We start from the raw sequence: 21,766 nt of genomic DNA, 5'->3' as shown, positions 1-21,766 counted from the left end.
CCCGTGCGTACGTCCGATCGCTCGTTCTTATCCAAACGCGCCTCGAACGGCCTGATCGCGGGGATGTCGGCGCTCGCGCTGATCGCGGGCATGACCGCGCCCGCCTCGGCGCAACCCCTGCCCGCAGGCCACACCGCCGTGCAGGACACCGCGTCCCGCCAGATCGCCGCCCTGCAGCGGCTCAAGCAGAACCAGACCAAGGCCGAGTCCAAATTGGACAGCAAGCTCGCCGTGGAACAACGGCTGCGCACCGACCGCGCCGCGGCGGCCGCGCTCCCGCAGTTGCGCAGCGGGGTCAAGCTCTCGGCCAGTGGCAGCGTGCTGGTCGACATCAGCGTGGAGAAGGTCAGCGACGACCTGCTCGGCGCGTTGACCAAGTCGGGCGCTGGCATCCGCGCGGTGTCCACCGACCTGGGGGAGATCCGGGCGGACGTGCCCTTCGCCGCGCTCACCGGCATCTCCGGCCGCGCCGACGTGCGCAAGGTCGCCGCGGCCAGCGGCGCGATCACCGCGTCCGCCAAGTCGAGCAAGACCCCCGCGCGGCAGGAAACCAAGGAGCAGAAGGAAGCCAGGGTCGCCGCGGCCGTCCAGTCGGCCATCGAGCAGCGCGGCACCGCCGCGTTGGTCACCAGCGAGGGCGACCGCGCGCACAACGCCGACACCGCCCGCGCCGAGTACGGGGTCACCGGCGTCGGGGTGAAGATCTGCGCGCTGTCCGACGGCGTCGACTCGCTCGCCGCCTCGCAGGCCGCCGGTGAACTGCCCGCCGTCGACGTGCTGCCCACCCAGGAGGGCGAGGGCGACGAGGGCACCGCGATGCTGGAGATCCTGCACGACCTCGCACCCGGCGCCGCGCTCGGCTTCGCGTCGGCGTTCAACAGCGAGGCCAGCTTCGCCGACAACATCCGCGCGCTGCGCGCGCAACTGCACTGCGACATCATCGTCGACGACGTGCTCTACTTCGTCGAGTCGCCGTTCCAGGACGGCCTGATCGCCCGCGCGGTCAACGACGTCACCGCCGACGGCGCGCTGTACTTCTCCTCCGCGGGCAACGAGGGCAACGTCGCCGATGGCACCGCGGGGCACTGGGAGGGCGACTTCCGCGACTCCGGCCGCATCGTCGGCAAGTTCGCCGGAACCGCGCACGACTGGGACCCCACGGCCACCACGCAGGTGTTCCAGCCGATCTCCAACGCCTCCTCGGCGCAGGTGCCGGTGACGCTGCACTGGTCGGACCCGCTGGGCGCCTCCGCCAACGACTACGACCTGTACCTGTTCGACCGCAACGGCAACGTGGTCACCTTCAGCCAGGACGTGCAGGACGGTGAGCAGGACCCGTACGAGATCCTGCAGACGCCGACCTTCGGCGGCACCGGCCTGCGGCTGGCGGTGGTGAAGTTCTACGGCGAGAACCGGTACCTGTCGCTCTCGGCGCTGCGCGGCCGCTTCACCGACTCCGCCGACGGCCTCAAGGCGTTCAACACCCCCGGTGTGACCGTCGGCCACTCCGCGGCCAAGCGCGCCTTCAGCGTCGCCGCCGCGCCCGCGGCCGGTCCGCTGCCGTTCGACCTGGAGCCGGGTGACCCGGCCAACCCGCGCGGCCCGTACCCGGGCTCGTTCAGCGCGACCTCCGCGCTGGAGCGCTTCTCCTCCGACGGCCCCCGCCGGGTCTTCTACAACGCCGACGGCACCCCGATCACCCCGGGCAACGTCAGCGCCACCGGCGGCGAGGTGCGCGCCAAGCCCGACATCACCGCCGCCGACGGCGTGCTCACCAGCGTCGACGGCTTCGACCCGTTCTTCGGCACCTCCGCGGCCGCCCCGCACGCCGCCGCGATCGCCGCCCTCGTGCTCTCCGGCAACCCGGGCATCGCCCAGGCGGAGGTCAGGGAGGCGCTGGTCAACACCGCGCTCGACCTCGGCCCGGCGGGCTTCGACAGCCGCACCGGCGCGGGCATCATCCTCGCCGACCGGGTCCTGGCCTACACCGGCGCCAGCCCGCAACCCCGCGCGCTGGCGCAGAACCCGACCATCGCCCCCACCGACGGCGGCGGCCTGGTCGACCCGGGCGACACGGTCTCGGTCACCCTCCCGGTAGCCAACACCGGCGACGCCGACGCGGTCTCCACCAGCGTCGTGCTGACCTCCCCGACCGCGAACACCACCGTGACGCCGCGTTCGCAGGGCTATGGGACCGTCCAGAAGGGACAGACAGTCACCCGTACCTTCACCGTGGTCGTCCCGCTGAGCCACCCCGTGGGAACCCCGGTCGTCCTCGACGCCCGGGTGACCTTCGCGGCCTCGGCGTCGCCGACCCGCGCGTCCTTCAGCTTCCCGGTGGGGCGCCCCTCACCGGTGGTGCGGGACTTCGCGTACTCCGGCGCACCGGTGGCGATCCCCGACAACAACCCGCTCGGCGCCAGCGTGTCGATCCCGGTGAGCGGCGTCGGCCGGGCCTCCAAGGTCACGTTCTCGGTCGACGGCGCCACCTGCAGCACCGCGACCGGCGCGACCACCGTCGGCCTGGACCACACCTTCGTCGGTGACCTCGTCGGCACCCTGACCGCCCCCAACGGCGCGGTTGCCACCCTGCACACCCGCAGCGGCGGCGGCGGAAACAACTTCTGCCAGGTCGTCTTCACCGACGCTGCCACCGCGGCCTTCTCAACGGTGACGTCGGCGAACGCCCCGTTCACCGGCTCGTGGCGACCGGTCACGGCACTGAGCGGCTTCGCGGCCGTGGTGGCGGACGGCGTGTGGACGTACAAGGTGGTGGACGCCGCGGGCGGTGACGCCGGTGCGATCCGCGCGGTGTCGCTGCACGTGAACGGGTACTTGACGCCGCCGCCTGGCGGCTGATCTAAGGGGGAGACGGCCGCTCGGCGCTGCGGTGCCGGGCGGCCGTTTCTGTGTCGCTGTGGGTTGCTGTGCTTGGTTGTCCACAACGTGGTGGATGGTCCACAGGGATCTGTTGCTGCGGCTGGGTTGTCGGTGTGTCGCGGTAGGATGGAAATCGGGGGATCCCGGGGTAGATGATCTTCGGCTCGTCGCTTCGCGCCTTGCATCGGATCGTCGCCTCGGCTGCGCCATCGGCTGGATCCGCGATTTAAGTGCAGGCTCGATGTGGTGGACCTGTTTTGCGTGGGGCCCCTACGACAGCCGTGGCAGGACCGCAAAGCAGGGGCCGAAAAGCATGGCCCTGCAGCGAGGCGACGCTACGGCTGACGTCCCCCCACACAAAACAGGTCCACCCCATCGAGCAGTTGGCACCAGCGACTTCCGGGGGCGGTGGTGGGGCTGGTGGGGTTGGCTCGGTGGGTTGGGTTTGGGTGGGCCAGCTCGGGGGGTGGGCTGGTGGGCTGGCTCGGTGGGTTGGTCGGCTCCGCCTGCGGCATCGCGACCCGGTCCGCGAGTTTCGAGCTTTGCTCGATGTGGTGGACCTGTTTTGTGCGGGGCCCCTACGACAGCCGTGGCAGGACCGCAAAGCAGGGGCCGAAAAGCATGGCCCTGCAGCGAGGCGACGCTACGGCTGCCGTCCCCCCACACAATACAGGTCCACCCCATCGAGCAGATGGCACCAGCGACTCCGAGTGTCCAGTGGTCGCTTGAGACGTCGGGGTAGGGCGGCTGGGATGGCACCGCCTGCTCCGAGTGTCCAGTGGCTGGGTTCGGTGGTCGGAGTCGGGTGGTTGGGCTGGCGGGGCTGGCTCGGTGGGGTTGGGTTGGCACTGGCGACTTCTGGTAGCTCTGCTTCCGAGTGTCCAGCTGGCGATGTTCGCCTCCTGCACCATTGCCCAAACACGACTACCGGCCACTTGGAACACTCAAAGCCTCGCGGGTCCTGCTGCTCGGACATCGCTGGCGTGGGCGTGAATGTGTTCAGATGTGGGGGAGGAGGTGGGAGATGAGCAGGACCAGGGCCGTCCCCGGGGGTGGGCGGGCGGTGGAGGTTTCGGTGGGGCGGGTGGCGGGGTGGTTCGAGAGGTTCGGGGAGCGGCATGGCGGGGTGGTGCGGACCCTGGTCGGTGAGCGGGAGGTGGTTTGCACCGCTGCGGACGGTGCTACCGCGACGGTGGGGGTGTGGGTTGGGGGGTTGGTGGGGGTGGGGGAGTGGCCGGGGTTGGTGATCGGGGGGTTGGTGGAGCACCTGTCTGTGCCGCGCAGGGTGGGGCTGGTTTTGGTGCGGCGGGGTGGGCACAGCTTGGGGGTGGTCGAGCCGGGGAGGGTGTTGGTTTCGCGGACTGACCGGCACTTGGTGCAGGGGCGGAGCGCGGCAGGCGGGTGGTCGCAGCAGCGGTTTGCGAGGCGGCGGGAGGGGCAGGCTCGGCAGGCGCTTGAGGCGGCGGCCAAGGACGTCGGGGAGGTGTTGGTGCCGAGGGTGGGGGAGCTCGCGGCGGTCGTGTTGGGGGGCGATCGGCAGGCGTTGGACGTGTTGCGGGGGGTGCGGGCGCTCGCGCCGGTCTTCGCGATCGCCCAGGACCGGGTGCTCGACGTGGCCGAGCCGCGGCGGTCGGTGTTGGAGGAGGCGGCGGAGCGGGTGTTCTCGGTTGAAATCGTTGTGAAAGATCCATGATCGTTCACAGCCGACGCACAGGTTCGGGGCGCACAGTGGTGCCGTGACCGAGACCCCAGCGCCGCGCCGGACCGTCAGCTTGCTGGTGGCCGGGCTCGGCGGCGCCGTGCTGCTGCTCGTCGGGGGGATCGCGGGCTACGCGATCGGCGATCCCGGCGGTCCCGACCGACCGGGGCACTCCCGCTACGACCGGCCGCCGCCGCACCCGCCGGTTCCGCCGGACGCCCAGCCGCGGGGGCAGCGGCCGAACTCGCCGCCCGTCCAGACGCCGACCCCGGCGTCGACCACCTAGGCCAGCGACCCGGTCGCGAGCAGCCCGCCGTCGACCCGGACGGTCTCGCCGGTGATCCAGGAGGCGCTGGGCGAGGCCAGGAAGGCGACCAGCGACGCCACGTCCTCCGGGGTGCCCAGCCGCTTCATCGGGTAGACAGCGGCGGCCTCGTCCTCCCGGGTGGCGTACAGGGCCGTCGCGAACTTCGTCTTGACCACGCCCGGCGCCACCGCGTTCACCCGGATCGCGGGCCCCAGTTGCCACGCCAGCTCCTCGGTGAGCCGCAGCAGCGCCGCCTTGCTCGCCCCGTACGCCGCGATCACCCCGGTCGAGCGCAGGCCCGCCACCGAGGCGATGTTGACCACCGCGCCGCCGTGCTCTGCCAGCCACGCCCGGTAGGCCAGCTGCACGAACCCCAGCGCGGCCACCACGTTCGTGTCGAAGGTCTTGCGCACCCCGTCGAGGTCGGCGTCCACCAGCGGCCCGTACACCGGGTTGATGCCCGTGTTGTTCACCAGCACGTCCAGCCCGCCCAGCTCGGCCACCGTACGGGTGACCACCTCGGCGCGGTCCTCACCCACACCGGTGTTGCCCGCCACCGCCAGTACCCGGGCACCCGGCACCGCCGCCACGATCGAGGCGGCCGCTTCCTCCAGGTCGGGCAGCTTGCGGGAGCTGATCGCCACCGCCGCGCCCCGGCGCGCCAGCTCGGTGGCGATGGCCAGCCCGATCCCCCTGCTGGCGCCGGTGACGAGCGCGGCCTTGCCTGCGAACTCGGCGGTCTGCATGCCCGCGACTCTAGCCGGCGCAATCACAGTGGCGCGCCACCGTTAGACTGGACCCGTGGTTCTCGCCGCAGGGTTGCAGGAAGTCTGGGCTGTGCTCATCGACTGATGGGCGGGCGAGCTCGCGGGTCACGGCACGCGAGCGGATCACCCCTGCCCACGACCACCCCACCCACGGAGCTTCGCCTTGATCACCGCAACTGACCTCGAACTGCGCGCGGGCTCGCGCATCCTGCTCGCCGACGCCACGCTGCGCATCCAGGCCGGGGACCGGATCGGCCTGGTCGGGCGCAACGGCGCTGGCAAGACCACCACCCTGCGCGTCCTGGCGGGCGAGGGCGAGCCCTACGGCGGCGAGCTGCGCCGCACCGGCGAGCTCGGCTACCTGCCGCAGGACCCGCGCGAGGGCGACCTGTCGGTCACCGCGAAGGACCGGGTGCTCTCCGCCCGCGGGCTCGACGAGTTGCTGCGCGAGATGGAGAAGGCGCAGACGGCCATGGCCGAGCACGCCGACGACTCGGTGCGCGACAAGGCGGTCCGCAAGTACGGGCGGCTGGAGGAGCGCTTCGCCGGGCTCGGCGGGTACGCCGCGGAGAGCGAGGCCGCGCGGATCTGCTCCAACCTCGGCCTGGCCGACCGGGTGCTGGCCCAGCCGCTGCGCACCCTCTCCGGCGGGCAGCGCCGCCGGGTCGAGCTGGCCCGCATCCTGTTCGCCGCCTCCGAGGCGGGCGCAGGCGGCGGCTCCGGCACGATCCTGCTGCTCGACGAGCCGACCAACCACCTCGACGCCGACTCCATCACCTGGCTGCGCGGCTTCCTCAAGGGCCACAACGGCGGTCTGGTGGTCATCAGCCACGACGTGGAGCTGCTCGGCGACGTGGTCAACAAGGTGTGGTTCCTCGACGCCATGCGCGGCGAGGTCGACATCTACAACATGGGCTGGAAGCGCTACCTCGACGCGCGCGCCGCCGACGAGAAGCGCCGCCGCCGCGAGCGGGCCAACGCCGAGAAGAAGGCCGGGGTCCTGCTGGACCAGGCCAACAAGATGCGCGCCAAGGCCACCAAGGCGGTCGCCGCGCAGAACATGATCAAGCGGGCCGAGAAGCTGGTCGCGGGCCTCGACGAGGTCCGCCAGGCCGACCGGGTCGCCAAGATCCGCTTCCCCGAGCCAGCCCCGTGCGGCAAGACCCCGCTGCTGGCCGAGGGGCTGAGCAAGTCCTACGGCTCGCTGGAGATCTTCACCGGGGTGGACCTGGCCATCGACAAGGGGTCCAGGGTCGTCATCCTCGGCCTCAACGGCGCGGGCAAGACCACCCTGCTCCGGCTGCTCGGCGGCATGGAGGCGGCCGACTCGGGCAGCGTCATCGCCGGGCACGGGCTGCGGCTGGGCTACTACGCCCAGGAGCACGAGACGCTCGACCACGCCGCCAGCGTGTGGTCCAACATCCGGCACGCCGCGCCCGACACCGGTGAGCAGCAGCTGCGGTCGCTGCTGGGCACGTTCCTGTTCACCGGCGAGCAGCTCGACCAGCCGGCCGGAACCCTCTCGGGCGGCGAGAAGACCCGGTTGGCCCTGGCGGGCCTGGTCTCCAGCGCCGCCAACGTGCTGCTGCTCGACGAGCCGACCAACAACCTCGACCCGGCCAGCCGCGAGCAGGTGCTCGACGCGCTGCGCCGCTACAGCGGGGCGGTCGTGCTGGTCACCCACGACCCCGGCGCGGTCGAGGCACTGGAACCCGAGCGGGTGATCCTGCTCCCAGACGGGACCGAGGACCACTGGTCTGCCGAGTACCTCGAACTCGTTCAGCTCGCCTGAAATTGGCCGTTTTGCTGGGATCTTGTATTCACAGATCACGCTGAGTCCCGCCACCGGCATCGGCGGTGATCACCGGGTCGGGCAACCATTTGCTCGTCTCGTCTGGCATTTCGCGCGGCGGTGTTCGATCATTGCGGCGGTAGGGGCCACCCGTGGCCCCAGCCACTCGCGATGGAAGGCGGACAACGTGGCTGACCTCAAGAAAGGCGCCAGGATCACCGGCGCCCTGCGCGACAAGCTCGCCACCGACTTGAAGAAGAAGTACGAGAAGGGCGCCAGCATCAGGGCGCTCGCGGAAAGCACCGGCCGTTCCTATGGATTCGTGCACAGAGTGCTCTCCGAGTCGGGTGTGACGCTGCGCGGGCGGGGCGGGGCGACCCGGACGAAGAAGAAGTAGGTCCGCCGGGACGCGGACGGGCGGCGGCTCAGGCCGTGCGCGGTCCGCCCGGCGGGCTGTCCACACCGGAGTCATCGGCCGGTGCGGACACCCCGGTTCCCACTCGGACCCGCAGTCCCCCTTGGCCACCGCGGCCGAGGGCGATCGCGGCGCCCACCAGCACCACCGGGTACACCAGGTAACCCCAGCGGGTCGCGGGCGCGAGCACGATGGCCAGGCCGAGGCCGACCGCGGTGCGCGCCAGCGCGTCCCGGGCCGTCCTCGGTGGACGGACCAGCACCCAGGTCGTCGTGGCGGCGGCGGCCAGTCCCAACAGGACCAACGCGGCGGCGTGACCGGCGGGGCCCAGCCGCGCGACCAGGTGCCCCGGCAGGGGGCTGGACGCGGGCGAGGACGCCTGGCCGAGGCCGACCGGGAACTTGATGACGTGCTCGACGAACGAGGTCGGGTCGGCCAGCAGCACCGGCAGCACCAGCACCGACCCGACGGCGACGAGCGCGGCGGTGAAGGCGCCCAGTGCCCGCCACCCCCGGGTGGCGGCGATCCCGACGGCGAGCACCGCCACCGCGGGCAACGCGGTCAACTTCATCGTCACCACCACCGCGCCGAGCGCGCCTGCCCACAGCGGCGCGGCGGGACCGGCGCGGTAGGCGAGCGCGGTGGCCAGCACGACCAGCGCGATCACCGCGACGTCGTCCCCGGCCACGGCCAGGGTGAGCGCGGTCAACGGGCAGGCCAGCACCAGGTGCGCGGCCCGCACCGGCACGTCCGGCCTGCCCAGCGCGCGCCAGGCCAGCAGCAGCGCGGCCGCGGTGACCACCAGGAACGCCACCCGGGCGTCGGTCAGCGGGTGCTCGCCCAGCAGCGCGCGCGGGAACCCGAACAGGGTCATCGACGGGCCGTAGGGCGTGTAGTCGTCCGGGTGCGGCGCCCGGCCCAGCGTGGCGAGGTCCAGGTACGGGGTGCCGTGGGTGATCAGCGCCCGCGCCGACCTCTCGATCACCCAGACTTCCGGCTGCGCGGGGAACGACCACGGCCACGGACCCCAGGTGAACGTCGGCGACCGGCGCCACGCCAGGTAGAGCAGGGGAGCCACGGTCGCCACCGCGGTCACCACCCACACCGGCAGCCACCGGGACCCGCGCCCGGTGAGCGCGGTCCACGCGGTGAGCAGCAGGGCGGCGAGGTACCCGGCGGTGGCGAAGTTGCCCCACACCCGGTAGCCGTAGAACTCCGAGCCGAAGGCGGAGATGGCGGCGAACGCCAGGAAGCCGCCGTAGAGGGCGAGATCCACGTAGAGGGGACGACGCGCGGGGGTGCCCTGCATTCGTCCGTTGTCCTCCTCGTTCCGCGTCGCGACCAGGCTACCGACCCCCTGGGGTGATCCGCCGTTCGGGCGCGGGAACGTAGGCGGTGCCCGCGGCGTTGCTAGTCGCTGGTGGGGGACGGGAGGCAGACGTGGACAGTCCGCGCAGGTTGATGGCCGTGGCGGTGAAGGCGGCGGACGCGCCCAAGTCGGTGCGGCGGGGCACGGTGCGCCGGGTGTGGGCGTTCGGCGCCCGGCACCGGCGCAGGCTGGCGCTGTTCCTGCTGCTCACCGTGGCGATCTCGGCACTGGGGGTGACGACCCCGCTGCTGGCCGGGCGGGTGGTGGACGCGATCGTGGCCCGCGACCAGGTGAGCACCGTGGTGTGGCTGGCGGTGGCGATCGCCGGGCTCGCGGTGCTGGGCGCGGCCCTGGGGCTGGCCGAGCGCAAGCAGTCCTCGATGATCGGCGAGGGGCTGATCTACGACCTGCGGCGCGCGGTGTTCGAGCACGTCCAGCGGATGCCCGTGGCGTTCTTCACCCGCACCAGGACAGGCGCGCTGGTCAGCAGGCTCAACAACGACGTGATCGGCGCGCAGCGGACCTTCACCTCGGCGCTGTCCGGGCTGGTCGGCAACCTCATCCAGCTGGTGCTCTCGCTCGGGGTGATGCTCACGCTGTCCTGGCAGGTCACCGCGCTCGCCCTGGTGCTGCTGCCGGTGTTCGTGCTGCCCACCCGGCGGATGGGCAGGCGGATGGCGGACCTGCAGCGCGAGTCCGCAGGCCTGTCCGCCGCGATGACCACGCAGATGACCGAGCGGTTCTCCGCGCCGGGCGCCACCCTGGTGAAGCTGTTCGGGCGGCCCGCCGCCGAGGCCGACGAGTTCGGGTCGCGGGCGGCGCGGGTGCGCGACATCGGGGTCCGCACGTCCATGGCGAGCCGCTGGTTCATGACCGGGCTGCAGCTGGTGTCGGCGCTGGCCCAGGCCCTGGTCTACGGCCTCGGCGGGTACCTGGCGCTGACCGGGCGGATCGCGCCGGGCACGGTCGTGGCACTGGCGCTGCTGCTGACCAGGCTGTACTCGCCGCTGACCGCCCTGGCCAACGCCCGGGTGGACGTGATGACGGCGCTGGTGTCGTTCGAGCGGGTGTTCGAGGTGCTCGACCTCGAGCCGATGGTCGCGGAGAAGGCCAGGCCGACGGCGCTGCCCGCCGGACCCGTGTCGGTCGAGTTCGACGGGGTGCGGTTCGGGTACCCGGCGGCGGACCGGGTGTCGCTCGCCTCGCTCGAGGAGGTCGCGGTGCTCGACCGCCGCGGCGGGTACGAGGTGCTGCACGGGGTGTCCTTCCGCGCCGAGCCGGGGCGGATGGTCGCGCTGGTCGGGCCCTCGGGTGCGGGCAAGTCGACCATCGCCTCGCTGGTGCCCAGGCTCTACGACGTCGAGTCCGGCGCGGTGCGGCTGTCCGGGGTGGACGTGCGGGACCTGTCGTTCGCCGACCTGCGCGCCGCGGTCGGGGTGGTCACCCAGGACGGGCACCTGTTCCACGACACGATCATGGCCAACCTGCGCTACGCCAGACCCGACGCCACCGACGCCGAGGTGCTGGCGGCGATCGAGCGCGCCCGACTGTCCACTGTGGTGGCCGCGCTGCCGGACGGGCTCGACACCGTGGTCGGCGAACGCGGCTACCGGCTCTCCGGCGGGGAACGCCAGCGGCTGACCATCGCGCGGCTGCTGCTGGCCCGCCCCGCGGTGGTGGTCCTCGACGAGGCGACCGCGCACCTGGACTCCGAGTCCGAGGTCGCCGTGCAGGAAGCCCTGGCCGACGCGTTGCGCGACCGGACAGCCCTGGTGATCGCGCACCGGCTGTCGACGATCCGGGCGGCCGACCTGATCCTGGTCGTCGAGGACGGCGCGATCACCGAGCGCGGCACCCACGACGAACTGCTCGCCGCGGACGGCCGCTACGCGGCGCTCTACCGCACCCAGTTCTCAGATCCAGCCCTCCTCCCAGGCGATCCGGGCGGCGTCGTGCCGTGAGGTGACGCCCAGCTTCGTCATCGCCGAGGACAGGTAGTTGCGGACCGTGCCGTGGGCCAAGTGCACGGCGGCCGCGATGTCGAGCACAGACCCGCCCGCCCTGGTGTGCCGCAGGACCTCCAGCTCGCGGGCGGTCAACGGGCACGCGTCCTCGGTGAGCGCACTCGCGGCGATCTCGGAGTCGACGTACCGCCCGCCCGCGTGGACATCGCGCAAGATCACCGCCAACCGAGCCGCGGGCGTCGTCTTGGGCACGAACCCCCGCACCCCGGCGGCCAGGGCACGCCGCAACACCCCGGGCCGCGCGTGCCGGGTGACGATCACCACCGCTGTACCAGGCCCGATCGCCTCCGCGGCCGCGATCCCGTCCCGGCCAGGCATCTCCAGGTCAAGCACCGCGATATCGGGCGCGGCGGCGGCCACCGCGGCCACCGCCGCGTTCCCGTCACTGGCCTGGGCAACCACGGAGATGTCAGGTTCGAGTTCCAGCAACGCCGCCAACGCCCCCCGGATGAGGTCCTCGTCGTCGGCCAAGACCACCCGGATCACGGCAGTACCGCTTCGCCGATCAGGTGGAAACCGTCGCCGTCGCGTTGTGCTCGGACCGATCCGCCCACTACGGCGAATCGTTCCTTGAGTCCTTGCAAACCACTGCCCGGCACGGTGTCTCGGTCGCGCACGCCGTCGTTGGACAGCTCCACCCGGACTCGGCCGCTGATGACCTCGACGGTCAGGGAGCACTCCACTGCCGTGCTGTGCCGCAAGATGTTCGTGGTCCCTTCCCGCACGAGGATCCCGAACAGCGGCTGCAGTGGCGGCGGGACTTCGGTAGCACTCCCGCGCACCGTCGCGTTGATGCCTGCCGCGCGCAGGATGTCGACCGCGTTGCCGATCTCGGTGGGCAGGCTCGACCGGCGGTAGCCGTGTACGACCGCGCGGGTTTCCTTTAGCGCGGTCCTGGCCAGCTCGCCCACCTCGGTCACCTGGACCCGGGCGGCCTCGTCGTCCTGTCCGATCAGCCGGGCAGCCAGTTCGCCCTTGAGCGCGATGGCCTGCAGGTGGTGGCCCTGGATGTCGTGCAGCTCCGCGGCGAACCGCAGCCGTTCCTCGGCAACAGCGAGTTCGCCCGCGACTTGGCGGGCGCTGTCGAGCTGGCGGACCATCGACCACAGCCACACCTGCAGGAAGTTGCAGAAAGCGACGAACGGCACCAGCAGGGCGAGGACCACCACCCACGCCACCGACGACCCCTCGCTCGGTCTGCCGGACAGCACCTCCACCGCGTAGCCGGACAGCCCGACCAGCAACCCGCCGCCCACCACCGCGGGCCACCGCCACCAGCCGCCGACCATGGGCAGCCACGCGCCGATCACCAGGCTGCACGGCAGCGCCCACCCGATGCCCAGCGGCGCCTGCCACTGCGCCAGCCACCACGCGCCCAGCGTGAGCACCACCGTCGCCGCGATCTCCCCGCGCCGGGGCACGGCCGCGCGCAGGGTCGGCATGCTGAACCCGCTGATCCGCACGTACTGCACCAGCCCGATCAACCCGGCCGGGGCCAGCGCGGCGGTCGCGGTGGGACCGTAGCGCAGGCTCATCAGGTCCAGCGCCAGGACCAGCGCCCCCAGCGACGCGGTGAACGCGAGGGTGACGACGATGTAGCGCCGGACCCGGTCCAGGAGGTTGTGCGCCAGTCGGTCCACGGGGTGAATGTAGGGGAAGCAGGGGCGACCGGAGCCGCGGCGGGTCGAACCGCTGACATTTGTCATGCCCCGGTCGTGGTGATCACCCGGCGACCGCTGACCCCCGGTCCTACCGCGACGTTCGGCCGTTGCCGCACACTTCGGCCATGAGGGAATCAGTCATCGAGGTACGGGGGTTGCGCTGCCGCTACGGCACCTTCGAGGCCGTGCGGGGCGTGGACTTCGACGTGGCCCAGGGGGAGCTGTTCGCGTTGCTGGGCACCAACGGCGCCGGGAAGACGACCGCGCTGGAGGTGCTGGAGGGCCACCGCGCGCCGAGCGGGGGCACGGTCCGCGTGTTCGGCCTGCGCCCGGACGCCGACCGGGCCAGGATCCGCCCGCGCACCGGGGTGCTGCTGCAGGACAGCGGGCCGGGCGGCGAGCTGACCGTGCTGGAAACCCTGCGGATGTGGCGGTCGCTGACCTCACGACCAGCCGAAGTGGACGCCGCGTTGGCCGCGTCGGGCCTCGAACACCGCGCCGGGGTGCGCACGAGCAAGCTCTCCGGCGGCGAGCGCAGGCGCCTGGACCTCGCCGTCGCCACCCTGGGGGAACCGGAGCTGCTGTTCCTGGACGAACCGACCACCGGCCTCGACCCGGAGTCGCGGCGGCGCACCTGGGACATGCTGCGCGGCATGGTCGCCCGCGGCACCACCGTGCTGCTGACGACCCACTACCTGGAAGAGGCCGAACACCTCGCGCACCGGCTCGCGATCCTGCACGAGGGCCAGGTCGCCGTCACCGGGACCCTGGTCGACGTCCTCGAGCGCGAGGCGTCGCGGATCGCCTTCGTGACCCCGCCCGGCGTCGTCGCGGCCGACCTGCCCGCGCTCACCGGCACCCTCGACCCCGACGCGTTCGCCGCGGGCCGGGTCGAGATCCGGACCCGCGCCCTGCAGGACGACCTCACCGCCCTGCTCACCTGGGCCGCGGCCCGCGACCTGCAACTGGCCCGGCTGCGGGCCTCCCACGCCTCGCTCGCCGAGGTCTTCCACAACACCCAGGGGGTGACCGCGTGAGCGCGGTGATGGCGTTGTCGCGCGCCGAGCTGGTCCAGTTGCTGCGGAACAAGACCACCGCGTCGATGGCGCTGGTGCTGCCGATCGTGCTCGGCGTCCTGTTCCTGTTCAGCCCCGACGGCGAGCCCGACTGGTGGAAGTTCGCCCTCTCGATGCAGTTGATCTCGGCGCAGGGGCTGACCGTCTACGTGTGCACCACGACCGTCTTCGCCGCGCGCCGCCAAGACCTCTCGCTCAAGCGGCTGCGCTCCGGTGAGCTCTCCGACCTGGCGATCATCAGCGGGGTGCTGGCGCCCTTCCTCGTGCTGGGCGTCGCCCAGTGCCTGCTGCTGACCGGTGTGGCGTTCGCCTTCGGCGCCCCGGCGCCCGCCAACCCGGCCGGGCTCGTCCTCGCGATCGTCGGCGGCGTCGCGGTGAACGCGGCGGTCGGACTGCTGACCGCCGCGTTCTCCGCCTCCGCCGAAGCGGCGCAGATCACCACCGCGCCGTTCTTCTTCCTCGCCCTCGGTGGCGCCATCTGGGCGCTGAGCACGGATTCCCGCTGGGCGGTCGCGCTACCGGGCGGTGCCGTCGCCACCCTCGTCGGCGGCGGGGGCGACGTGCTCCTGCCGCTGCTGTCGATGGCGGCTTGGACCGCGGTGGGCTGGGCGCTCGGCCTGCGGTACGCCAGGTGGGACCGTCGCGACTAGCCCAGCTGGGGAACGCGCTCGCCGTAGCGCTCCAGCAGACCGGCGTTCGCCGCGTCGCCGCCCTCCACGTTGGAGCTGCGCCACAGCGGCAGCTGCACCCCGGCGGCGGTGGCCTTGTCGAACACCCTGGCCAGGACCTGGTTCCACAGGTAGGCGTTGCTCAACGTGGACAACGACGCGGTGACCGGTGAGTCCGCCGGGTAGCTCACGTCACCGGGGCCGGTCAGCGTGTCCAGGATGATCGTGGCGTTGAGCGAGAGCTTGGTGCCCGCCCGCGGCGGGGTGTCGGCCGACGCCGCGGGCGAGGTCACCGCCACCACCGGGACCCCGGCCTCCAGCGCGGTCAGCGCCAACTCCACCGGGTAGTGGTTGATCCCGGAGTTGGAGAACAGGAACAGCACCTCGTGCCCGGAGCGGGTGACCAGGCTGAACACCGACCTGGCCAGGCCGGGCCGCCGCTCGGCCGCCGTCGCCCGGCGCGCCCCGCCGAAGACCTGCAGGTCCTCGGTGAACAGCGGCCGCACGTTGGCCAGCCCGCCCGCGCGGAAGAACGTCTCGGCCACCGCGGCCAGCGAGTGGCCCGCGCCCGCGGTCAGCACCAGCCCGTCGGCCCGGACGCAGGCGAGCACCAGGTCGGACACGTCGTCGAGGGCGTCCGCGTTGTGCGCGCCGACCCGGGCCAGGTGGGCCAGGACCTGGTCGCCGTAGACGTCTTCTGGCATGGGGGTTCCTCCTCGGGGGAAGTGGGGACTGGCTTAGCTGAGTTCCTCGGGACGGTCCGCGTCGGCGCCCTCGGCCACGTCCCCGCACGGGACGTCGGTGACCGGGTGCCTGGCCAGGTACGGCCGCGCGCCGGTGTCGCCGACGGCCAACTCGGCGACCCCCGCCCAGTGCGCGCGCCCGATGAGGACGGGGTGACCTGGCACCCCGGCGTAAGAGGCCCTGGCCAGCGCGTCCGGCGCGGCGAGGGCGGCGAGGCGGGCCACGGCGGCCGCGGTCACGCCTGGGGTGTCGACCGGCAGCACCACCACGGCGTCGGCGTCGGTGCCCTCCAGGGCCGCGAGCCCGACCCGCAACGACGAGCCCATCCCGGTGGTCCAGACCTCGTTGCGCACCACGACGGCGGGCAGTTCAGGCACCTGCTCGGCGCCCGCGCCCAGCACCACGACCCTCGGGTGACAATCCGCCAGCGCGATCAGAGCGTGCTCGACCAGCAGCCTGCCCCGGTAGGGCACCAGTGCCTTGGGCATGCCGAAGCGCCTGCCGCCGCCCGCCGCCAGCAGCAGGCCCGCCGTGCGCGCGCCGCCGGGAACCACCATGGCGGCAGCCTAGAGGCAGCTACCGCAGATGATCGAGTAGCAGGCCCGCCACCAGGTCGGGAGCCTCCTGCGGCACCCAGTGCGAGGCGTCCTCCACCAGCTCGAATCGGTATAGACCATTCACCCAGTTGCCGCAGCTCAGCGCCGCCGTCGACCCGATCGCCACGTCCTCGCCGCCCCACACGTACATCGTCGGCACGGTCACCGGATCGGGCGCCACATTCCACCGTTCGGCCCGGAACCAGTTCAGCGCCGCGGTCAACGCGCCCGGCTCGGCCAACCGCGAGACGTACTCGTCCACGGCGGACTGCGGGATCCGGTACTCGAACACCTGCCGCAGCGCGGCGGCGTTGTCGGCCAGCAGCCGCCGCTCGGCCGAGCGCTCCTTGAGCACCGGGATGTGCTGCGACCGCAGCCGCTGGTCCTCGTCCCCGCTCAGCGCGGCGGCCAGGGCGGACGGGTGCGGGGTGGACACCGCGGTCAGCGTGCGCAGCCGGTCCGGGTGCGCGGCCGCGGTGTGCCAAGCCACCACAGCACCCCAGTCGTGCCCGACCAGGTCGAACTCCGCCCACCCCAGCGCGTCCGCCACCGCCAGCACATCGCCAACCAGGGCGTCCACCTGGTAGTCAGCCACATCGTCCGGCCGCACCGACGGCGAGTACCCGCGCTGGTCGAAGGCGACCGCGTGCAGCCCGGCATGCCCCAGCACCTCCACCTGGTGCTCCCACGCCACCGCCGCCTGCGGAAACCCGTGCAACAACAACACCGGCTGCCCACCAGGCGGCCCCGCGCCCACAGCGTCGAAGGTGCCCGCCTCAGTGGTGATCTGCCGGTACTCGCTCACCGCGGCAGGTTATCGACCGCGCCCGACACACCTCTCACGGCGACCGGCAAGCCCCGCGCGACCTGGGCGACCGCGGACCCGCGCGGACGATGAAGACCGCCATCTCCTGCTCGATGGGGCGGACTTCTTTCGCGTGGGGTGGCGCGGTCTGCAAGCTCGCGCGCGAGGGAGGGCGTTTGGGCCCCGCTTGGTGCTCTTCGCAGGACGGTGCGGGGCCCGTGATGATGTCCGCCATCTCCTGCTTGATGGGGCAAACTTCCTTTGCGTGGGTGGCGCGGTCCGCAGGCCCACGCGGGGGAGGGCGTCTTTAGGCCCCGGTTCGTGTTCTTCTCGGGACGATGTGGGGCCGTGGTGAAGTCCGCCACCTCCTGCTCGATGGGGCGGACTTGCCTTGTGGTGGTGTCGTCCGCATGCCCGCGCGCGGGGGAGGGCGCATCTAGGCCCCGCCTCGTGTTTCTCCAGGACGGTGCAAGCCCCGCGCGCAAAGGCGGTGACCCCCGTTCCTGCTCGATGGGGCGGACTTCTTTCGCGTGGGGTGGCGCGGTCCGCAGGCCCGCGCGCGGGGAGGTGTTCTTTGGCTCTGCCTCGTGCTCGATCCAGGGCGGTGCAGGGCCCGCGATGAAGTCCGCCACCTCCTGCTCGATGGGGCGGACTTCCTTTGCGTGGGGTGGCGCCGTCCGTAAGCTCTCGCGCGAGGGAGGGCCGTCTTTTCAGGCCCCGCCTTTGTGCTCTTCCGAGGACGGCGCAGGGGCCCCGCGCAAAGGAAGTCCGCCCCATCGAGCCCACCGCGCGACCCAGACCCAACACCACCCAGACCCGACAGCGACCAGGATCACTCCACCAAGCCGATTCCGCCGGTTGCGCGAAGATTGTGCTGTGACCCCCTCCACCGGGCCGACGCCGACGATCGCGGTGCACGGCCGCCCCCCGGACGTGCGGGCGGTGGCGCTCGTCTTGCACGGCGGCCGTGAGCACAGCCGTGCGCGGACCCATCCGCTCCAGTTGGCCTACCTGCGGATGGTCCCGTTCGCCAAGGACATCGCCAGGCGGGGTGCCGAGCACGGGATCGCGGCCTGGCTGCTGCGTGACCGCTACCGCGGCTGGAACGCCCCCGATCTCGACCCCGTCCAGGACGCCCGCTGGGCGCTGGAGGAGATCCGCCGCACCCACGGTGACGTCCCCGTTGTCCTGGTTGGTCACTCCATGGGCGGCCGGGTTGCGCTGCGCGTCGCCGACGACCCGTCGGTGATCGCGGTGTGCGCGCTGGCGCCGTGGACGCCGGAGGGGGAGCCGGTCAAGCAGCTCGCGGGGCGGGAGGTGCTGATCGCGCACGGTGTGCTCGACCGGATGACCGACCCGCGGCTGTCCTACGACTACGCGCGCCGTGCCAAGGCCGTCACCGACCGTGTCGCCCGGTTCGACGTGCACGGTGAGCGGCACGCCATGTTGCGCCGCGCCGACCAGTGGACCCGACTGGTGACCGGTTTCGTGCTCGGTGCCCTGGCCACCCAACCGGGGGACCCCCGGATTACGAACGCCATGCGACAGCCCTCACCGGAAGGGCTTCGGGTGCCGCTCTAGCGGCGGGCCGAGGAGGAGAGCGCAGTGACCGGTGGCGACAGACGGCGGGTGGCCGTCATCGGGAGCGGTGTCGCGGGGCTGACCGCCGCGTACCTGCTGCGGCGCCGCTTCGAGGTGACCCTGTTCGAGGCGGACGACCGGCTCGGTGGGCACGCGCACACCCACGACCTCAGCACGCCCGACGGCGGGCTCACCCAGGTCGACACCGGGTTCATCGTGCACAACGAGCGCACCTACCCGAACCTGCTGCGGCTGTTCGGCGAGCTCGGCGTGGCCACCCGCGACACCGAGATGTCGATGAGCGTGCGGTGCGAGGGCTGCGGCCTGGAGTACGCCGGGGCGCGCGGTCTCGCAGGCGTGTTCGCCCAGCCGCGTTCCCTCCTCCGGCCCAGGTACCTGGCGATGCTCGCCGAGGTCAAGCGGTTCCACCTGCACGCCCGCCGGGTGCTGCGCTCCGACCTGGACGAGATCACCCTGCGCGGGTTCGTCGTCGTCGGCGGTTACTCCCGGTACTTCGTCGACCACTTCCTGGTGCCGCTGGTGTCGGCCGTCTGGTCGGCGGGCCCGGAGCTGAGCATGCGGTACCCGGCCAAGTACCTGTTCCGCTTCCTCGACCACCACGGCCTGCTGTCGGTGAGCGGGTCGCCGACGTGGCGCACGGTCGTCGGCGGGTCGCGGACCTATGTGGACCTGGTCGCCAAGCAGCTGACCACGGTGCTCACCGACACCCCCGTTCGCGCGCTGCACCGCCACAGCGACCACGTCGAGGTGCGCGACGCCGCCGACCAGAGCCACCGGTTCGACCGCGTCGTGGTTGCCACCCATCCCGACCAGGCGCTGCGGCTGCTCGCCGAACCGACCGAGGCCGAGCGCGAGGTGCTCGGCGCGATCGAGTACTCGACCAACGAGACGGTCCTGCACACGGACCCGTCCGTGCTGCCCCGCTCCGAGCGGGCGCGGGCGTCGTGGAACTACCTCAAGCCCGCCTGCGGTTCCGACGACGGTCCCGTGAAGGTCAGCTACCACATGAACCGGCTGATGGGTCTCGTCGAGCCGGAGGACTACGTGGTCACCCTCAACGCAACGGACCTCGTCTCCGACAAGGCCGTGCTGCGCAGGATGACCTACCACCACCCGATCTACACGCCGGAAATGCTTGAAGCGCAACGAAAGCTGCCCAGCCTCAACGACGGGGTCGTCGCCTACGCGGGCGCCTACCACGGCTGGGGCTTCCACGAGGACGGGTGCGCCGCCGGGGTCCGTGCGGCCGCCTCACTCGGATCCGGTTGGGACGCATGACCGCCGCGCTCTACGACGCGCGGGTGCGCCACGTGCGGATGGAGCGCGTCGACACCACCTTCGAGCACCCCGTCTACCTCTGGTACGTCGACCTCGACGACCTGCCGCGCCTGCCCCCGTGGCTGCGGCCGTTCGCCCGGTTCCAGGCCAGGGACCACCTCGGTGACCCGGACAGGTCCATCAAGGACAACCTGACCCGGTGGCTCGCCGGTCAAGGGATCGCCGTCTCCGGGCGGGTGCTGATGCTGACCAACGCCCGTGTCCTCGGGTACGTGTTCAACCCGCTCACCGTCTACTGGGTGCACGACGCGAGCGGCGCGCTCGAGTGCGTGGTCGCCGAGGTCCACAACACCTACGGCGAACGGCACTGCTACCTGTTGCGCACAGACGACTCCGGCCGCGCGGACACCGACAAGGAGTTCTACGTCTCACCCTTCCTGGAGATGGGTGGGCACTACCAGATGCGGTTGCCCCGGCCAGGCCAGCGCCTGTCGCTCACGGTCACCCTGCGGCAGAACGGGACCGTCCCGTTCACCGCGACCCTCACCGGCACCCACCGCCCGGCGACCACGGCCGAAGTCGCGCGCATGGTCGTGCGCCGCCCCCTGATGACCCTGCGGGTCACCGCCCTGATCCGCGCGCACGGCATCGCGCTGTGGCTGCGCCGGATCCCGGTGGTCCGCCGCCCCCGCCACGCCCGGCAAGAAGGAGTCCAGTGACCGAGCTGTCGACCCGCCCAGCCAACGCCCACGACTGGGGCGACCTGTTCACCCCGCCCTGCGACCCCACCCGCGCCCGCATCGCCGCGGCCCTGTTCCGGCACGCGGTGCGCCCGCTGCCGGTCCGGGTCGTGTTCCCCGGCGGCCGCAGGCTCGGCGCGGGCGGCCCCGACTCGCCGGTCATGCGGGTGCACCGGCCCTCGGCGTTCTTCCACCGCCTCGGCGTCGACGCCAAGATCGGCTTCGGCGAGGCCTACATGGTCGGCGACTGGACCAGCACCCGGCTGCCGGAGCTGCTCACCGCGTTCTCCGCGCGGATGGCCCGGCTGATCCCGCGCCCGCTGCAGGTGTTCCGCGGCCTGGTCGACCGCAGCCAGCCCGCCGCGGAGGAGAACACCCTCACCGGCTCGCGCAGCAACATCCAGCGGCACTACGACCTGTCCAACGAGCTCTTCGAGCTGTTCCTCGACGAGACCATGACCTACTCCTCGGCGTGGTTCGAGCCGGGTAGCACCGACCTGGTCGCCGGTCAGCTCCGCAAGATCGACGGCGTGCTGGACTACGCGGGCGTCGGCTCGGGCACCCACGTGCTGGAGATCGGCACCGGCTGGGGTGCGCTGGCGGTGCGCGCGGCCCAGCGCGGGGCGCGGGTGACGTCGCTGACCATCTCCGCCGAGCAGAAGGACCTCGCCGAGCGCCGGGTCGCCGAGGCGGGCCTGTCCGACCGGGTCCAGGTGCTGCTGCGCGACTACCGCGAGGCGCACGGCAGCTACGACGCCGTGGTGAGCGTCGAGATGATCGAGGCGGTGGGGGAGCGGTACTGGCCGACCTACTTCCAGTCCGTGGCCAGGCTGCTGCGCCCCGGCGGCCGCTTCGGCCTGCAGTCGATCACCATCCCCGACGACCGGCTGCGCGCCACCAGGGGCACCTACACCTGGATCCACAAGTACGTCTTCCCCGGCGGCATCCTCCCCTCACCCGAGGCGATCGAGCGGTCACTGGCCGGGACCGGCCTGCGCGTGCTGCGGCAGCGCGAGTTCGGGGCCGACTACGCCGAGACGCTGCGGCAGTGGCGGGAGCGGTTCCTGGCCGCGTGGCCCTCGGTCGCCGAGCTCGGGTTCGACGCGACGTTCCGCCGGATGTGGGAGTTCTACCTGGCCTACTGCGAGGCCGGGTTCGCCTCCGGCTACATCGGCGTCCGGCAGCTGTCCCTCGGCCGCTGACCCGAGGTGATCTTGAACCGACCGTCCCCGTACCGTGGCCGCGCGTGGCAACCCCGGGTGGTCGCCCCGCGTCTTGGATAGGTGTACGGGTAGGTGAGGTGGGAGAATCCCACGGGTAGGGGGCGTCCGGTGACGGGCCAG

Annotated in this window: 19 protein-coding genes; 12 read left to right on the top strand and 7 right to left on the bottom strand. The window is 72.3% G+C overall.

Annotated features, from left to right (window positions below):
* Window positions 1-63 precede the first annotated feature (63 nt).
* From JOD54_RS27170 to JOD54_RS27160, 3 genes are all read left to right on the top strand, one after another.
* Window positions 64-2,859 carry a S8 family serine peptidase gene (locus JOD54_RS27170; protein WP_204456675.1) on the top strand — a complete coding sequence of 932 codons (2,796 nt, stop codon included), beginning with the start codon at window positions 64-66 and terminating at the stop codon, window positions 2,857-2,859.
* Window positions 2,860-3,904: 1,045 nt separating this feature from the next.
* A complete protein-coding gene (locus tag JOD54_RS27165; RefSeq protein ID WP_204454559.1) occupies window positions 3,905-4,573 on the top strand; it encodes an acVLRF1 family peptidyl-tRNA hydrolase in 669 nt (222 codons plus the stop codon).
* A 43-nt stretch (window positions 4,574-4,616) separates the two neighbouring features.
* Window positions 4,617-4,865, top strand: coding sequence for a hypothetical protein (locus JOD54_RS27160; protein WP_204454557.1), 249 nt, complete (start codon window positions 4,617-4,619; stop codon window positions 4,863-4,865).
* On the opposite strand, the gene JOD54_RS27155 is transcribed toward JOD54_RS27160, so the two are convergent.
* Window positions 4,862-5,632, bottom strand: coding sequence for an SDR family oxidoreductase (locus tag JOD54_RS27155; RefSeq protein WP_204454554.1), 771 nt, complete (start codon window positions 5,630-5,632; stop codon window positions 4,862-4,864). The genes JOD54_RS27160 and JOD54_RS27155 overlap by 4 nt on opposite strands.
* A 184-nt stretch (window positions 5,633-5,816) precedes the next feature.
* Here JOD54_RS27155 and JOD54_RS27150 point away from each other — a divergent pair, with 184 nt between their 5' ends.
* Both JOD54_RS27150 and JOD54_RS27145 read left to right on the top strand, forming a co-directional pair.
* Complete coding sequence (locus JOD54_RS27150) at window positions 5,817-7,445, top strand: ABC-F family ATP-binding cassette domain-containing protein (RefSeq protein WP_204454552.1); 1,629 nt, start codon at window positions 5,817-5,819, stop codon at window positions 7,443-7,445.
* Between the two features lie 187 nt (window positions 7,446-7,632).
* The gene (locus JOD54_RS27145; RefSeq protein WP_092780245.1) at window positions 7,633-7,842 is read left to right on the top strand and encodes a helix-turn-helix domain-containing protein; all 210 of its coding nucleotides are present in this window, start codon (window positions 7,633-7,635) and stop codon (window positions 7,840-7,842) included.
* Between the two features lie 28 nt (window positions 7,843-7,870).
* On the opposite strand, the gene JOD54_RS27140 is transcribed toward JOD54_RS27145, so the two are convergent.
* A complete protein-coding gene (locus JOD54_RS27140; RefSeq protein ID WP_204454550.1) occupies window positions 7,871-9,169 on the bottom strand; it encodes a glycosyltransferase 87 family protein in 1,299 nt (432 codons plus the stop codon).
* A gap of 152 nt (window positions 9,170-9,321) precedes the next feature.
* Between JOD54_RS27140 and JOD54_RS27135 the strand changes: the two genes are divergently transcribed.
* The gene (locus JOD54_RS27135; protein ID WP_239575430.1) at window positions 9,322-11,190 is read left to right on the top strand and encodes an ABC transporter ATP-binding protein; all 1,869 of its coding nucleotides are present in this window, start codon (window positions 9,322-9,324) and stop codon (window positions 11,188-11,190) included.
* Here JOD54_RS27135 and JOD54_RS27130 read toward each other — a convergent pair.
* On the bottom strand, window positions 11,143-11,739 hold the full coding sequence (locus tag JOD54_RS27130) for a response regulator transcription factor (RefSeq protein ID WP_204454545.1): 597 nt from the start codon (window positions 11,737-11,739) through the stop codon (window positions 11,143-11,145). The two genes, JOD54_RS27135 and JOD54_RS27130, sit on opposite strands and share 48 nt — an antisense overlap.
* Window positions 11,736-12,893: a sensor histidine kinase gene (locus JOD54_RS27125; RefSeq protein ID WP_307860318.1), complete on the bottom strand. Its 1,158-nt coding sequence runs from the start codon at window positions 12,891-12,893 to the stop codon at window positions 11,736-11,738. Before JOD54_RS27125 ends, JOD54_RS27130 begins: the two co-directional genes overlap by 4 nt.
* 146 nt (window positions 12,894-13,039) lie before the next feature.
* Here JOD54_RS27125 and JOD54_RS27120 point away from each other — a divergent pair, with 146 nt between their 5' ends.
* The gene (locus tag JOD54_RS27120; RefSeq protein WP_204454542.1) at window positions 13,040-13,951 is read left to right on the top strand and encodes an ABC transporter ATP-binding protein; all 912 of its coding nucleotides are present in this window, start codon (window positions 13,040-13,042) and stop codon (window positions 13,949-13,951) included.
* A complete protein-coding gene (locus JOD54_RS27115; protein ID WP_204454540.1) occupies window positions 13,948-14,640 on the top strand; it encodes a hypothetical protein in 693 nt (230 codons plus the stop codon). Before JOD54_RS27120 ends, JOD54_RS27115 begins: the two co-directional genes overlap by 4 nt.
* On the opposite strand, the gene JOD54_RS27110 is transcribed toward JOD54_RS27115, so the two are convergent.
* The 3 genes from JOD54_RS27110 to JOD54_RS27100 are packed head-to-tail and all read right to left on the bottom strand — an operon-like array spanning window position 14,637 to window position 16,803.
* Window positions 14,637-15,362, bottom strand: coding sequence for a sugar isomerase domain-containing protein (locus tag JOD54_RS27110; RefSeq protein WP_204454538.1), 726 nt, complete (start codon window positions 15,360-15,362; stop codon window positions 14,637-14,639). The genes JOD54_RS27115 and JOD54_RS27110 overlap by 4 nt on opposite strands.
* A gap of 33 nt (window positions 15,363-15,395) precedes the next feature.
* Window positions 15,396-15,959: a nucleotidyltransferase family protein gene (locus JOD54_RS27105; protein ID WP_204454536.1), complete on the bottom strand. Its 564-nt coding sequence runs from the start codon at window positions 15,957-15,959 to the stop codon at window positions 15,396-15,398.
* Window positions 15,960-15,978: 19 nt separating this feature from the next.
* Window positions 15,979-16,803: an alpha/beta fold hydrolase gene (locus JOD54_RS27100; RefSeq protein ID WP_204454534.1), complete on the bottom strand. Its 825-nt coding sequence runs from the start codon at window positions 16,801-16,803 to the stop codon at window positions 15,979-15,981.
* Window positions 16,804-17,679: 876 nt separating this feature from the next.
* On the opposite strand from JOD54_RS27100, the gene JOD54_RS27095 reads away from it, so the two are divergent.
* From JOD54_RS27095 to JOD54_RS27080, 4 genes are read left to right on the top strand one after another with little or no spacing between them, the layout of a single operon-like run.
* Window positions 17,680-18,384, top strand: coding sequence for an alpha/beta hydrolase (locus JOD54_RS27095; protein WP_307860317.1), 705 nt, complete (start codon window positions 17,680-17,682; stop codon window positions 18,382-18,384).
* 24 nt (window positions 18,385-18,408) lie between these two features.
* Window positions 18,409-19,683 carry an NAD(P)/FAD-dependent oxidoreductase gene (locus JOD54_RS27090; protein ID WP_204454531.1) on the top strand — a complete coding sequence of 425 codons (1,275 nt, stop codon included), beginning with the start codon at window positions 18,409-18,411 and terminating at the stop codon, window positions 19,681-19,683.
* Window positions 19,680-20,402: a DUF1365 domain-containing protein gene (locus tag JOD54_RS27085; protein WP_204454529.1), complete on the top strand. Its 723-nt coding sequence runs from the start codon at window positions 19,680-19,682 to the stop codon at window positions 20,400-20,402. The genes JOD54_RS27090 and JOD54_RS27085 overlap by 4 nt, the downstream gene beginning before the upstream one ends.
* Window positions 20,399-21,625 (top strand): class I SAM-dependent methyltransferase, encoded by a 1,227-nt coding sequence (locus tag JOD54_RS27080; protein ID WP_204454527.1) that lies wholly within the window; start codon window positions 20,399-20,401, stop codon window positions 21,623-21,625. Before JOD54_RS27085 ends, JOD54_RS27080 begins: the two co-directional genes overlap by 4 nt.
* Window positions 21,626-21,766: the final 141 nt, after the last annotated feature.

It is taken from the genome of Actinokineospora baliensis (genome assembly GCF_016907695.1).
Lineage (GTDB): Bacteria > Actinomycetota > Actinomycetes > Mycobacteriales > Pseudonocardiaceae > Actinokineospora > Actinokineospora baliensis.
Note: the sequence above shows the minus strand (reverse complement) of the source record. Positions and strands in the feature narration are given on the sequence as shown.